Source organism: Streptomyces sp. NPDC021224, assembly GCF_044332905.1.
GTDB lineage: Bacteria > Actinomycetota > Actinomycetes > Streptomycetales > Streptomycetaceae > Actinacidiphila.
On sequence record NZ_JBIRPW010000002.1, the window covers coordinates 480,067 to 493,651 of the forward strand.

Annotated in this window: 11 protein-coding genes; 5 read left to right on the top strand and 6 right to left on the bottom strand. The window is 74.0% G+C overall.

Annotation, left to right across the window (positions count from 1 at the left end; genetic code table 11):
• Positions 1-63: 63 nt before the first annotated feature.
• Entirely contained in the window at positions 64-876 is an 813-nt protein-coding gene (locus tag ACH4PY_RS07200; RefSeq protein ID WP_398176861.1) for a class I SAM-dependent methyltransferase, read from the bottom strand.
• A 174-nt stretch (positions 877-1,050) separates the two neighbouring features.
• Here ACH4PY_RS07200 and ACH4PY_RS07205 point away from each other — a divergent pair, with 174 nt between their 5' ends.
• Entirely contained in the window at positions 1,051-1,602 is a 552-nt protein-coding gene (locus ACH4PY_RS07205) for a GNAT family N-acetyltransferase (protein ID WP_398176863.1), read from the top strand.
• A gap of 52 nt (positions 1,603-1,654) precedes the next feature.
• Here ACH4PY_RS07205 and ACH4PY_RS07210 read toward each other — a convergent pair whose 3' ends face one another.
• The 4 genes from ACH4PY_RS07210 to ACH4PY_RS07225 all read right to left on the bottom strand — a co-directional run bounded on the left by ACH4PY_RS07210 (position 1,655) and on the right by ACH4PY_RS07225 (position 7,853).
• On the bottom strand, positions 1,655-3,163 hold the full coding sequence (locus tag ACH4PY_RS07210; RefSeq protein ID WP_398176865.1) for a CehA/McbA family metallohydrolase: 1,509 nt from the start codon (positions 3,161-3,163) through the stop codon (positions 1,655-1,657).
• 80 nt (positions 3,164-3,243) lie between these two features.
• The gene (locus ACH4PY_RS07215) at positions 3,244-4,362 is read right to left on the bottom strand and encodes a WxL protein peptidoglycan domain-containing protein (RefSeq protein WP_398176867.1); all 1,119 of its coding nucleotides are present in this window, start codon (positions 4,360-4,362) and stop codon (positions 3,244-3,246) included.
• A 157-nt stretch (positions 4,363-4,519) separates the two neighbouring features.
• Entirely contained in the window at positions 4,520-6,496 is a 1,977-nt protein-coding gene (locus ACH4PY_RS07220; RefSeq protein ID WP_398176869.1) for a fibronectin type III domain-containing protein, read from the bottom strand.
• Between the two features lie 136 nt (positions 6,497-6,632).
• Complete coding sequence (locus tag ACH4PY_RS07225) at positions 6,633-7,853, bottom strand: HupE/UreJ family protein (protein WP_398176871.1); 1,221 nt, start codon at positions 7,851-7,853, stop codon at positions 6,633-6,635.
• A gap of 182 nt (positions 7,854-8,035) precedes the next feature.
• Here ACH4PY_RS07225 and ACH4PY_RS07230 point away from each other — a divergent pair, with 182 nt between their 5' ends.
• From ACH4PY_RS07230 to ACH4PY_RS07240, 3 genes are all read left to right on the top strand, one after another.
• Positions 8,036-8,722, top strand: coding sequence for a hypothetical protein (locus ACH4PY_RS07230; RefSeq protein ID WP_398176873.1), 687 nt, complete (start codon positions 8,036-8,038; stop codon positions 8,720-8,722).
• 56 nt (positions 8,723-8,778) lie between these two features.
• Complete coding sequence (locus ACH4PY_RS07235) at positions 8,779-9,213, top strand: VOC family protein (protein ID WP_398176875.1); 435 nt, start codon at positions 8,779-8,781, stop codon at positions 9,211-9,213.
• A 61-nt stretch (positions 9,214-9,274) separates the two neighbouring features.
• Positions 9,275-9,871, top strand: a complete 597-nt coding sequence (locus tag ACH4PY_RS07240; protein ID WP_398176877.1) for a hypothetical protein — start codon at positions 9,275-9,277, stop codon at positions 9,869-9,871.
• Between the two features lie 42 nt (positions 9,872-9,913).
• Here the strand turns inward: ACH4PY_RS07240 and ACH4PY_RS07245 are convergent, their stop codons facing one another.
• Positions 9,914-10,660, bottom strand: coding sequence for a TMEM175 family protein (locus tag ACH4PY_RS07245; protein ID WP_398176879.1), 747 nt, complete (start codon positions 10,658-10,660; stop codon positions 9,914-9,916).
• 300 nt (positions 10,661-10,960) lie between these two features.
• Here ACH4PY_RS07245 and ACH4PY_RS07250 point away from each other — a divergent pair, with 300 nt between their 5' ends.
• A complete protein-coding gene (locus ACH4PY_RS07250) occupies positions 10,961-13,561 on the top strand; it encodes a bifunctional FO biosynthesis protein CofGH (protein WP_398176881.1) in 2,601 nt (866 codons plus the stop codon).
• Positions 13,562-13,585 lie beyond the last annotated feature (24 nt).

Here is a 13,585-nt window from a genome sequence, read left to right on the forward strand (position 1 = left end):
CGGGGAGGGTGCTCCGGGGGCGCCCGCCGCGCGGGCCGCGGCGGGCCGCCGCGGCCCGGCGGGTCATCGGAGCCGCCGGGCCACGAAGACGAACTCCCTGCCCGGCCGGTCGGGCGCGCCCCGCACCTCGTCGGTGGCGAAGCCGTGCGCGGCCAGGTCGGCGGTCACCTCGTCGCGGCCCCGGAAGCGCAGTGTGGAGTCCGACGTCAGCACCGCGCCGTCCGCGGCGAAGACGTACGTGCTCCGGAAGCTCACCAGGTCCGCCTCGACGGCCACCGGCTCCTGCCACGACTCGACCGCCCCCACCCCCGGGACGTGCTCCGTCCGCCGGGTCAGCTCGGGCGTCCACTCCTCCCACGCGCGCCGCGCCGGGTCGCGCGTCTCGAAGACCAGCCGCCCGCCGGGGCGCAGCGCCGCGTGCGCGCCGCGCAGCGTCCGCGCCCAGGCGTCCGGCGCGACGATGCCCTGGGCGACGTAGCCGGTCATGGTCGCGAGGTCGAAGGCGGGCGCGGGCGGTACGTCGGCGGCGTCGCCGTGGATCCAGTGCACCCGGTGCGCGCCCGGTTTGGCCCGCGCCACGTCCAGCGACGCCCCGGCCGGGTCCACGCCCGTGACGTCGGCTCCGCGCCCGGCGAGCAGCAGCGCGAACACGCCCGTCCCGCAGCCGATGTCCAGCACCCGGCGGGCGCCGAACTCCTCGGCCATGTCCAGGTAGGCGGTCAGATCGCGGCGGCCGGTCTCGAACGCGTCGTAGAGGGCGGCGAGTCGCGGATGCGTGTAGCAGGGATCGCCGGATTCAAGGGGCTCGCCAGGTTCAGGGGGCTCGCCGGGGTCAGGGGGCTCGCCGGGGTCACGGGGTGCGCGGGGGATGCCCATCCGGCCGACGGTACGAGCCGGGGCCCGGCCGTGCGAGGGGTTTTCGGGCGGGGCGGGCAGAAGGGGCGGAACGGCGCATTCCGGTCGCGCCGCGCGGTAAACGGCTGGCCGCCCCGCCCGGCGCTGCGGTTGACTGCGGGCGGCTCACGCACACGGTACGTACAAGGGGGCGGCATGGCACCGCAGTTCCGTTACGCAGGACCCGGCGACGCGGAGGCGGTGGCCCGGCTGCACGCCGACAGCTGGCGGCGCCACTACCGGGGGGCGTACTCCGACTCCTACCTGGACGGCGACGTGGTGGCCGACCGGCTCGCCGTGTGGTCCGGCCGTCTCGCCGCGCCCGCGGGCACCCGCACGGTCGTCGCCGAGGACACCGGCAGCGGCGACTTCCTCGGCTTCGTCCATGTCGTCCTGGACGACGACCCGGCGTGGGGCAGCCTCGTCGACAACCTGCACGTCACGGCCGCCCGGCAGCGTACGGGCGTGGGCCGGGCGCTGCTGGCCCGCGCCGCCGCCGAGGCGTCCGGGCACGCGACCTCCCCGGCCCTCTACCTGTGGGTGCTGGAGCAGAACACCTCCGCGCAGGCCTTCTACGCGGCGATGGGCGGCGCCCACGTCGAGACACTGCCCGTCGGTGCGCCCGGCGGCGACCCGACGCGGCTGACCGGCACCCCGTCGAAGCTGCGGATCTCCTGGCCGCGGGCGTCGGCCTGCGCGGCGTCCTGACCGGGCGCCCTTCCCCCGCGTGCGGGCGGGGGGAACGGCGCCCGGCGGGGCGTCACTTCCGGCCGAGCCAGATCGGGTTGGTGATCGCCGCGGCCGGACCGGGCAGGCCCGCGGGGGTGCCGGTCGGCGCCGGGTGGCGGACCTCCGCGCGGACGTAGGCGGCCAGCGACGCGGTGGTCTGCCACGTCACCGTGCCGGACGCGGGCAGCGGCGCCGCGAAGACCTGGCCCTCGTCGGAGACCAGCCGCAGCAGCGCGTCCGCGGGCACGCCCGAGACGGTCAGGGCGACCGTCACCGCGTCCTGCGGTCCGACCGCGAGCCGTTCGCCGATGCCCGCGTGCTGGCCGCGCGGCCCGGACGCGGTGAGGTCGAGCTGCACGTCGGCGTTCTCGGCGATCCACGAGCGGCCCGCCCGGATGCCGTCCTGGAGCGCCTTGCGGCTGAGGCTCTCGGCGTGCACGACGGTCTGCGGCAGGCCGACGACGTCGGGGTCGCGGTGCGCGTCGGAGTTGCCCATCGCCGGGATCCACTGGCCGTCACCGCGGCGGGCGGCGCCGGTCAGCAGGTTGTCCCAGGTCAGCAGCGAGGCCTCGTCGTCGCTGGTCCAGGGGCCGTTCCAGACCTCGATGGCGTCGACATCGTCGTAGCCGAACTTCCACTGGCTGGCCAGGCTCGTGCCGTACGGGTGCGCGGGCACCACGATGCCGCCCGCGCGGCGGATCTGCCGGGCGAAGCCGTCGAAGGCGTCGTCGCGCGCACGGTAGCGCCAGTCGACGAACGTGCCGCCGTCCAGGCCGATGGCCAGGTAGTGGCCGTTGCGGGTGGTGACCTCCTCGCCGGTGAGGATGAGCAGGTCGTCACCGGCGAGCGGGCCGAGGTGCGGGTGCGCCGAGCTGGTGTTGTGGTCGCTGGAGTTGATGAAGTCCAGCTTCGCGGCGCGGGCGAGCGCCGCGAGGTCCTCCAGGGTGCGCTTGCCGTCGGAGTGCACGGTGTGCAGGTGGCAGTCGCCGCGGTACCAGCCGCGCCCGCGCCCGCCGATCTGCTCCGGCGGGTAGTCCGGCTTCGGGGTGCGCCCCTGCTCGCCGCGCGTGAGCGTCACTGTGACCTCGTAGTTCAGCCCCTGCGGTGCCACCGTGTACGGCCCGAGGACCACGTACCAGGTGCCCGCGGTGACGGGCCCGGCCAGGTACCCGGGCGTCGCCTCCTCCGCGCTGATCGCGAACTCCGTGCGCGCCCCGCCCGACCAGCCGCGGAAGCCCCGCCCGCCGAGCGCGGTGCCGTGGGTGTCGAAGATGCCGATGTCGCACGCGTTCCCGAGCGTCCCGGCGGGCACGGCGGGCCGGTCGTAGGTGTAGCCGACCGCGATCTGCCGCACCCCGCGCGGCACCTCGACGGGCAGATACACGAAGTCGGCCACCCCGGTGGGCAGATGCCCGGTGACGGTCCTCGTCAGATCCCCGTCCCCGGGGGTGTCGGCAGCGGCGAAGTCCACAGGCGCCAGCGTAGTCACACCGGCCACTCCTGCCGCGGCAGAAAGCTTCAGTACGTCGCGTCGGTCCATCCCCCGACCCTCCCTCCCCCGGGTGACGCCCGGGTGACGAACCTCTTGTCCCCGGTGGGCCGTCCCCCGAACCCCACCGGTCACAGGGACGACTCGTGCTCCCGCAGCGTCCGCTCGACGGCCTCCCGTACCCGGGCGTCCTCGCGCCGGGCGGCGCGGACGCGGGCGCGGCGGAACAGCAGCACCGCGGCGGCCGCGGCCACGGCCAGGAGCAGCGCCGTCAGGGCCAGGGTCCAGGGGACGGCCCAGCCGTGGGCGGTCGCCCGGACGGGCTTCAGGGCGGAGGTGGAGCCGGAGGCGTCGGTCAGCAGCGGGGTCAGGGTCACGGTGGCGGCCAGCCGGACGCCGGGGGTCACTCCGTGGACGGGCACCTCGACCTTCCAGGTCTCGCCGGGCAGCAGCGCGGGCGGCGCGGCGACGCTCTTCGCCCCGGCCGTGAACCACCCGAAGGGGCCGGAGACGGAGACCGCCTGGCGCGCCGACAAGGTGGCGTTGCCGGTGTTGCGGATCGTGTACGTGACGCTCGCGTCACCGCTGCCGAAGGGGTTCGCGGTGCCGCTGTAGCCGACGCGCAGATCCTCGACCTTCAGGGCCGGTCGCAGCGCGCCGCCGACCCGCAGCGCGATCTTGATGCCCAGGCGGCGGTCGACGGTGATGCCCTGTCCGGCGTCGGGCTGCTCGAGCGAGGTGAGGATGCCGCCCACGTAGTCGCCGGGCGCGGCGCCCGCGGGGACGGCGAGGGTGAAGGGCACGTCGGCCGTCTTCCCCGGCGCGACGGTGAGGCTGTCGTGCCCGGGGCGGGTCCAGGCGCCGACGCCGGTGGACTTCCTGTCGCGGGTGAGCAGGTCCAGCTGCCCGGTGGCGGTGGTGAAGCCGTCGGCGGCGTAGACGGAGAGCGTGAGCGGCCGCGTGCCGTGGTTGGCGACGGTCATGGTGTCCTCGACCGTGCCGCCGGGGTTGACGCTGTAGCCGAAGCTGGAGCGGTCGGAGCCGTAGGAGTTGGACGCCGTCCTGACCGTCCAGCTGACGTCGCCGCCCGCGGCCCGCGCGGCGCCCGAGCCGGGGCCCGCGAGGGTGGCCGCGACGGCGGCGAGCAGCGCCAGGACGACGGTGACGGCGCGGGTACGGGGACGGGCGGTGACGGTGGCGCGGGCGGTGGCGCGGGCGGGGGCCGGGCGGTCCGGGGGGATGGCGTGCATGCGGGGATCTCCTGGCGCGGGGAGGGCGGGGCGGGCGCCCGGGGGCACCCGCCCCGCCCGGTGGGGTCGGCCGGTCGGCCGGTTCGGCTGGTTCGGCCAAATCCAGCCGGTTCAGCAGGTTCGGCCGGTTCGGCCGGTCAGCAGGACGGGCGGCCGCTCAGCTGCTGAGCGCGGTGAGCGTGAGCGTGGCCTGGTAGTTGCCCTTCTCGACGCTGTCCGGGATCTTGAGGCTGAGGTCGGCGCCGAGCTTCGCCGTACCGCGGGCGTGGCCCTGGCCCGCGGAGCCGAGGCCCTGCGGGACCGACAGGCCCTTGCCCTGGTCGGTGAAGCCGGAGGCGACCGTGCCGCCGGCCTGCGCGCCCGCGCCCGACTGCGTCACCCGCGGGGACCAGCCGAGGTAGGAGCCGGAGAACGACTTGCCGCCGTCGTGGAAGTCGCTGACGGCCGCGGAGATCGACCAGGGCGCCAGCGAGCGGCGGGTGTCCGACACGGAGATCGTGTTGATCCTGCCGTTCGCCTCGAAGTGGTCGCCGCCCTTCTCGACGGCGGTGCCGAGGTCGACCAGGCCGTTGTTGCCGTCGATCGTCCAGCCGAACTCGCCCGGGGCGGCGTTCGGCACGTTGACCTGGATGTCCTGGCCGTCACCGTGGTAGTTGTGCACGGTGAAGTCGTCGACGATCGAGCCGACGGGCTGGGCCTGGCCGGTGTTGGTGCACCAGTTGCCCTTCTCCACGGCCGCGTTGGGGGCGGCGCAGGTGCCGCTGCGGACGTTCTGGACGACGAGCCGGTCGTTGCGGACCTGGACCTTGACGTAGGTCCGGACGTGCTCCTGGTTCTGGACCGAGTTGTACCAGTAGCTGTCCGGGTTCAGCGGGTCCGCGCCGTTGCCGGCGCCGCTCGTGCCGCTGCTGTCGGGCTTGGTGATGTCGTAGTACTTCGAGCCCGAGGCGGAGTTGGCCGTCACGTAGACGACGCCGCCGGGGCCCGGGTAGAGCTGGGCCTCGCCCGGCTTCTCGTCCGGGTTGGCCTTCTGGCCGTTCCTGATCTCGTAGCTGCGCGAGTAGCTGTGGTCGTGGCCCTGCAGGACCAGGTCCACGCCGAGCTTCGAGAAGGTGGTCGGGAAGTCGACCCGCCGGGCCTTGTTGTCGGAGTCCTTGGCGTGGTCGGCCGGTGAGTAGATCGAGTGGTGGTAGGTCAGCACCTTCCACTTCGCCTCGGAGCCGTGCTTGTCGATGACGTCGGTGACGTAGGCGATGTGCGCCGCGTCGCCGCCGCCGCCCTGCGAGGTGGCGTAGCTGTTGCTGTTCAGGTCGATGAACAGCACGTCCTTGTAGATGTACCAGTAGTCGCCGCCCGAGGTGTTGGACGCCGGGTTGCCGTTGGAGTAGTAGGCGCCGGAGTTGTCGGTGTTCGGGGTGGCGAAGTGCTGCTCGTAGGCCTTGCCGCCGACGTCGTGGTTGCCGATGGTGGCGGCCCACGGGTACTGGCGCAGCTTGTCGGGGGCCAGGAAGGCGTCCCACTGGGACTCGGTGTTGGCGCTCTCGACCTGGTCGCCGCCGGACACCAGCAGTTCGGCGGCCGGGTTGGCCGCCAGGGCGACGTCGAGGGTGTCCTTCCAGCCCGCGCCGTCCTTGGCGGTGTCGCCGGACGAGCCGATCTGCGGGTCGCCGAAGAACAGGAAGTCGTAGTCGCCCTCGAAGTCCTGCGTCGTGAAGGCGTACGTGGCCGACCAGCCGCCCTCGCCGCCGACGCGGTAGGAGTAGGCCGTCTTCTCCTTCAGGCCGGTGATCGTCGCGTGGCGGTTGAAGCCGCCGCTGGTGGCGATGTTGGCCGTGCCGGTGGCGGCGAAGGTCGCGGCGCCGGACGGGAAGACGCCGTTCACGACCGAGGCGGTCGGGGCGACCTGGATCTGCTGCGCGGTGTCGGCCGAGGTGTACCAGCTGACGGTGCGCTGGGTCTCGTCGGCGCCCACGCCGAGGACGACGCCGGTGATCGCGGTGGGCTCCGCGGCGGCGGCGGGTGACGCGAGGGTGCCGCCCAGCGCCACGGTCAGGCCCAGGAGCACCGCGGTGGCCGTCGTGGCCGCGCGGCGTCGCACGGGCGCGGCGGCCCGTGTCGAGGGTCTCGAATTCATCAGTTCTCTGTTCCTTCTGCGTACGGATGTACCGGAAGTGGGGACCGTCAAGCTGTCAGCGCCAGGTAAACCACTACTAAACAAGGTCTTTGCAATAACTAAACTTTGTCATGGGCAAAAAAATACTGACGAGGAATCAGGGGGCGAGAATGCGCTGCAGGAACCACACGAGTCCCATGACGAACACGCCTGCCGCGATCGCCCCGGTCGCCCACCGCCCCGCGACGGGCGCCCGCCGCCGCAGCAGCACGAGCACCGGGAAGACGAGGGCGATCAGACCCAGCTGGACCGCCTCGATGCCGACGTTGAACACCAGCAGCGACCACAGCAGCGTCCAGGAGAAGGCGCTGTCGATGCCGAGCGCCCCCGCGAAGCCCAGGCCGTGCACCAGCCCGAAGCAGAAGACCACCCCGAGTCGCAACCGCCCCGCGCGGTCCAGGCCGAACCGCCCGCCGTCCGCCCGCGCCGGCTCGTCCGCCCCGGCGCGCCGCCGCCACAGCCGCCACAGGTGCCAGCCCGCGACCACCGTGATGGACAGCGCGATGACCGGCTCCACCACCGCCGACGGCACGTCCACCACGCCGAGCGCGGCGAGCAGCAGCGTCGCCGAGTGCGCCAGGGTGAAGCTGGTGGCGGCGAGCACCACCTCGCGCAGCCGCCGCGAACCGGCGATGAGCGCCAGCAGGAAGAGGATGTGGTCGGTGCCGGTGAGCAGGTGCTCGGTGCCCAGGTGGAAGAACTCCCAGAACCGCTCGTACCAGGCCTGATGCGTGGAGAAGACCGGGTGTGCGGCGTCCAGCGCGGCGCTGCCGGTACGGCCGTCCACGGCGTAGGTGACGATCGTGCGGGTGCCGGTGACGTACGTCTCCGCGTCGGGGAAGAGCCCGCTGCGCACTTCGTGGTCGGTGCCCCGCTCCGGGCACGTCCAGTCGAGCAGCACGACCGCGTACGGGACGCCCTGGCGGCGGCCCGTGCGGAAGTCCCCGGACTGCTCCGGGACGCAGGCGCGGCCCCGGGAGCTGACGGAGAAGCGGTCGCGGACGTAGCCGAGGGCCGTCTCGCGGTGGGCGTCCAGGGCCGCGGCCCTGGAGGCGGAGTCGCCGGACTCGAAGGCGGCGGTGCCCGCGCGGAAGAGCGCGTCGTCGTGCCCGGCGTCGGCGGCGGAGACGACGAACAGGTCGTACTCCAGCTCCAGCTTCGTGTGCAGCAGGCCGTCGTCGCCGCCGGTGACGTCGGCGTAGACCACCGAGCTGAAGCCGTGGGCGGCCGCGGGCTGGGCCAGGCCCAGGAGGGCGGTGACGGCAGCCGCTGCGGCGGCGAGGGTGGTGACGACGCCGCGTCGTATTCGGGATGGCACTGTTCTCCTTTTGCTGCTCCTTTGCCTTGCGAGCGCACCGTGCACGCGCCGGGTGAACGGATCGCCGCGCGATGGTGAACGCTGAAAAAACAAGGGCGGGAATGGTCGGCCGGGGGTGAATTCCACGCCCTTGCGCATAGCAGGATGGCGCCGTATCCCCGCTACTGCTTCGGAGGACGAACGTGTCGCGCTCCCCGTTTCCGGCCGTCGCCGCGCTGGTCGCGGTCACCGCGGCGGCCGCCCTGACGGCCGCCGGATGCGGCGCCGGTGACGACTGGTCGAAGCCGCGCGCCAGGCCGTCCGCGGTCGGCACGCTCGGCGCCGGCTTCGTCGACCGCGCCCACCCGCCCGCCCCGGAGGCCACGGTCACCCCCGAACCGGGCTCGTGGGAGGGCGTCGGCCCTTCGGACGGCTACCGGGTCGTGCTGCTCACCGCGGGCAGCGACGGCCCGACGGCCGCGCTGGCGGCGGCGGTCCGGCGGTGGGCGGCCGAGGAGCACGTGGCGCTGCGGACGGTGACCGCGCACGAGGGGCCCGGCCTGCTCGCCGCCGTCACCGAGGCGATGGACATGCACCCCGACCTGATCGTCAGCGCCGGAAACGACCTGATCGACCCGCTGGCCGCCGTGACGCCCAACCACCTCTCCCAGCAGTTCCTGGTGGTGGGCGCGGAACTGGCCGAACCGACCGCGAACGTCACGGCGGCGGACTGGTCCGGCGCGTCCTTCCGGGGCGAGGGCCTGGGGATGTCCTCGACGTACGACCCGGCCTCCTTCACCCCGCGGCGGTGCGACGCGGCCGTACGGGCGGGGGTCGCGGCGGTGCTCAACGACCTGACGGGCATCGTGCTGTGGCTGGACCGGGTCTGAGCCGGGCGGGCGAAAAGCAGGCGCCGGTGCTGAGGCACCGCTGCTAGGGTGCGCCGATGCCGACGATCAGAAAAGTCCAGGTCACCTTCGACTGCGCCGACCCCGAACGCGTCGCCCGCTTCTGGTGCGAGGTGCTGGGGTACGAGGTGCCGCCCGCGCCCGAGGGCTTCGACGACTGGGCGGACTACGAGCGGTCGCTGCCGCCGGAGCGGCAGGGCACCGGGTTCGCGTGCCAGGACCCCACCGGGGTGGGGCCGCGGCTGTACTTCCAGCGGGTGCCCGAGGGCAAGGTCGTCAAGAACCGGGTGCACCTCGACGTCCGCGTCGGCACCGGGCTCGTGGGGGAGGAGCGGGTCGCCGCACTGGAGGCGGAGGCCGCGCGGCTGGTCGCGCTCGGCGCCACCCGGCTGGAACTGCTGGTCGCCGACGAGTACAACGAGTCGTGCCTGCCGATGCTCGACATCGAGGGGAACGAGTTCTGCGTCGACTGACGTCCCAGTGCGCGGGGGGAGGCACACCGGGGCCGCCCCGCGGACAGGACGGGGCTTCACGATGGTGCTCGCACAGCCGTTACCGGTCCAGAACAACCACCCCCCGGGGCCCTTCCCGGTCGGGGTCGCCGCGCTCCTGCTCGTCGTCGGGGTGCTCGTCGCGGGGCTGAGCGCGCTCGCCTTCGACGGCGACGGACCCCGCGGGGGCGACGGCTCCCGGCGCAGCTGGCTGATCGGGCTCGGCACGACGCTCGGCGTGCTGGGCCTGCTCGGACTGCTCCTCCACACCGTCCAGACCGGGCACCGGCGCGACGGCCTGCGCGACGCCGGGCAGCACGTCATCGACGACGCCGTGCGGGCCGCCCAGGACTGCGACACCGCGGAGACCCCGACCTACTTCTACCCCGACAGCTCCAAGCCTGGCGGGGGCTACACATGGGCGCCGCCGCCGTGCACACCCTTCCCGCGCGACGCGGTGCTGACGAGCGGCAACGTCCTCGCCGTCCGGCCCGGCTACACGGTCGAACCGGGCGGCTCCTTCGCCGGCAACGGGCATGTGACCGTGACCGAGGAGAAGAGCGGCAAGCAGGTGTGCGCCACGGTCCCGCTGGAGGCGGACGGCAGGGGGTCCGTCACGGACGGGCCCTGCCGCGGCTGACGGCCGGTCGGCGCGGGTCGCCCCGCCGGCCACCGCGGGGTGTCAGGAGTGCGCCTCGGCGGCCGCGCGCGGCATGCCCTCGCTCGTCGCGAAGTAGAAGGCGGGCAGCAGGGCGAACCCGGCCAGGGCGATCAGCGGGGTCACCAGCCAGCCCAGCGCCCCGGCCAGGCAGTAGACGAGGGCGCCGATGACCGAGCGGACGATGCCCTGGCGGACGTAACCGGGTTCCACGCCCGGCTCCAGGAGGCCGGGGCAGCGGTACAGCCGGTGGTAGAGGGCGACCCAGCTCAGGCACAGGCCCGCGGCGATCCCCGCGTAGAGCGCCACGGCCGCCTTCGCGTCCGCGCCCGACACGTCGGCCTGCACCGCGTCGGCCAGCACGTCGGTGGGGAAGGCGAGCGAGGCGGTGGTGAACAGGACGAGCAGATTCGCCGCGTGCAGACCCCGGTTCATCGTCCGGACCCGCACGAACGCCTGGTGGTGGTTGAGCCAGATCACCGCGATGTAGCTGAAGGACGCCACATAGCCGACATACGCGGGCCATTGCCGGCCGAGCGCGTGCGCCAGGCCGCCCTCCGGGTGCGGCGGCGTGACCAGGCCGATCACCAGGATCGTCGCGGCGATGGCGAACACGCCGTCGCTGAAGGCCTCGGCCCGTGCCGTCTCGGACCGCTGGAAGCGCGACGGGTCCGCGGACGTGACGGCGGACGCGCCCGCGGGCGCCTCCGTACCGGGCCGTCGCCCGGAGGACCCTTCGCCCGGCCCGGACCCGGAGTGGGGCGTGGACACGGCAGTTGCACCCGCCTTCCCGTTCTTCCGTTCTACCCGTACGCCGCGGCCGTCCCGTCCGGCGCACCAGGACGATCTTCGCGGACCGGACACGTACCGCGCCGCAAGGCGCGGGCCGACGCGCCCCGCCGCTTCGCCCCGCCGTCCGCCGTCTGCCGTCCGCCGTGCCCGGCGTCGCGCCCGCCCCCGCCGGATCGCGCGGCTATTCCCGCCGGGCGCCCGCGTGTCGGGTGAGAATGGCGACAGCACCACGGCGTGACGCGTCCGCCCGTTGTCGGTGGGGCGACCTATGCTCGGGGGATGAGTTCGACGCCGCCCACCGCCAGTGCGCCGCCCACCGCGAGCGCCATGCGCCGCGCCCTGCACCGCGCGGAGCAAGGGGTCGCCCTCGACACGGGGGAGGCCGCCGTACTGCTCCAGGCGCGCGGCGCGGAGCTGGAGCGGCTGTCCGCGACGGCCGCCCGGATCCGGGACGCGGGGCTCGCGCAGGCGGGCCGGCCCGGCGTCGTCACGTACTCCCGCAAGGTCTTCATACCGCTCACACGGCTGTGCCGGGACACCTGCCACTACTGCACCTTCGTCACCGTGCCCGGCAAGCTGCGGCGCGAGGGCCACGGGATGTACCTCTCGCCGGACGAGGTCCTGGACATCGCCCGGCGCGGCGCCGAAATGGGCTGCAAGGAGGCGCTGTTCACGCTCGGCGACCGCCCGGAGGACCGCTGGCCCGAGGCCCGCGAGTGGCTGGACGCGCACGGGTACGACGACACGCTCGCGTATGTGCGCGCCATGGCGATCCGCGTGCTGGAGGAGACGGGCCTGCTGCCGCACCTCAACCCCGGGGTGCTGAGCTGGCAGGATCTGCAGCGGCTCAAGCCCGTCGCGCCGTCCATGGGCATGATGCTGGAGACGACCGCGACGCGGCTGTGGTCCGAGCGCGGCGGCCCGCACTTCGGCTCGCCCGACAAGGAGCCGGCCGTGCGGCTGCGCGTCCTGGAGGACGCCGGGCGCTCCAACGTGCCCTTCACCACCGGCGTCCTCATCGGCATCGGCGAGACGTACGAGGAGCGCGCCGACGCGCTGTTCGCGATCCGCCGCACCGCCCGCCGCTACCACGGCGTGCAGGAGGTCATCGTCCAGAACTTCCGCGCCAAGCCGGACACGGCGATGCGCGGCATGCCGGACGCCGAGCTGGAGGAGCTGGCCGCGGCCATCGCGGTCGCCCGGGTCGTGCTGGGCCCCGCCGCCCGCATCCAGGCCCCGCCGAACCTGGTGGACGGCGAGTACGCGCGCTTCATCGCCGCCGGCATCGACGACTGGGGCGGCGTCTCCCCGCTGACGCCCGACCACGTCAACCCCGAGCGCCCCTGGCCGCACATCGACGACCTGGCCGCGCGCACCCGGGAGGCGGGCTTCGAGCTGCGCGAACGCCTCACCATCTACCCGGAGTTCGTCCGCCGCGGCGAGCCCTGGCTGGATCCGCGGCTGCTCCCGCACGTCACGGCGCTCGCCGATCCGCAGACGGGCCTGGCCCGTACGGACGTCGCCGTCGAGGGCCGCCCCTGGCAGGAGCCGGACGACGCCTTCCCCGCCGCGGGCGGCACCGGACGCACCGACCTGCACCGCACGATCGACACCGAGGGCCGTACCGGCGACCGCCGCGACGACTTCGACGAGGTCTACGGCGACTGGGCGGAGGTGCGCGAGCTGGCCGCCCCCGGCCTCGTCCCCGACCGGGTCGACGCCGACGTGCGCGCCGCGCTGTCCACCGCCGCCGACGATCCGACGAAGCTCACCGACGCCCAGGCGCTCGCCCTGCTGCACGCCGACGGACCGGCCCTGGACGCGCTGTGCCGCATCGCCGACGAGCTGCGCCGCGACACCGTCGGCGACGACGTCACCTACGTCGTGACACGCAACATCAACTTCACCAACGTCTGCTACACCGGCTGCCGCTTCTGCGCCTTCGCACAGCGCCGCACCGACGCCGACGCCTACACCCTCTCCCTGGACCAGGTCGCCGACCGGGTCGAGCAGGCGTGGCAGGTCGGCGCCACGGAGGTGTGCATGCAGGGCGGCATCCATCCGGATCTGCCCGGCACCGCCTACTTCGACATCGCGCGCGCCGTGAAGGCCCGCGTCCCCGGCATCCACCTGCACGCCTTCTCGCCGATGGAGGTCGTCAACGGCGCGACGCGCACCGGTATGCCGATCCGCGAGTGGCTGGCCGCCGCCAAGGAGGCGGGCCTGGACTCCATCCCCGGCACCGCCGCCGAGATCCTCGACGACGAGGTGCGCTGGGTCCTCACCAAGGGCAAGCTGCCCACCGCCACCTGGATCGAGGTCGTCAGCACCGCCCACGAACTGGGCATCCGCTCCTCCTCCACCATGATGTACGGGCATGTGGACCAGCCCCACCACTGGCTCGGCCACCTGCGGCTGCTCGCCGAGATCCAGCAGCGCACCGGCGGCTTCACCGAGTTCGTGACGCTGCCCTTCATCCACACCAACGCGCCCGTCTACCTGGCCGGCATCGCCCGCCCCGGCCCCACCGCCCGCGACAACCGGGCCGTCACCGCGATGGCCCGGCTGCTGCTGCACCCGCACATCACCAACATCCAGACCAGCTGGGTCAAGCTCGGCGCGGACGGCGCGGCCGAGATGCTCCGTTCGGGCGCCAACGACCTGGGCGGCACGCTCATGGAGGAGACCATCTCCCGTATGGCGGGCTCCGGTTACGGCTCCTACCGCTCCATCCGCGACCTGACCGCCATCGCCGCCGCCGCCGGGCGTCCCGCCCGGCAGCGCGGCACGCTGTACGGTGAGGTGCCCGCCGAGCGCATCGCGGCCGGACGCGCCTCCGACGGCCATCTGCCCGAACTGCTGCCCGTGCTGGGCGACTGACGCCGGCGCACCCCACCGGGTGCC

Coding starts and splice junctions, on each gene's coding strand:
- ACH4PY_RS07235 (WP_398176875.1), top strand. CDS start 8,779: ATGCCGACGATCAGAAAAGTCCAGGTCACCTTCGACTGCGCCGACCCC.
- ACH4PY_RS07200 (WP_398176861.1), bottom strand. CDS start 876: ATGGGCATCCCCCGCGCACCCCGTGACCCCGGCGAGCCCCCTGACCCC.
- ACH4PY_RS07250 (WP_398176881.1), top strand. CDS start 10,961: ATGAGTTCGACGCCGCCCACCGCCAGTGCGCCGCCCACCGCGAGCGCC.
- ACH4PY_RS07220 (WP_398176869.1), bottom strand. CDS start 6,496: ATGAATTCGAGACCCTCGACACGGGCCGCCGCGCCCGTGCGACGCCGC.
- ACH4PY_RS07210 (WP_398176865.1), bottom strand. CDS start 3,163: ATGGACCGACGCGACGTACTGAAGCTTTCTGCCGCGGCAGGAGTGGCC.
- ACH4PY_RS07205 (WP_398176863.1), top strand. CDS start 1,051: ATGGCACCGCAGTTCCGTTACGCAGGACCCGGCGACGCGGAGGCGGTG.
- ACH4PY_RS07240 (WP_398176877.1), top strand. CDS start 9,275: ATGGTGCTCGCACAGCCGTTACCGGTCCAGAACAACCACCCCCCGGGG.
- ACH4PY_RS07215 (WP_398176867.1), bottom strand. CDS start 4,362: ATGCACGCCATCCCCCCGGACCGCCCGGCCCCCGCCCGCGCCACCGCC.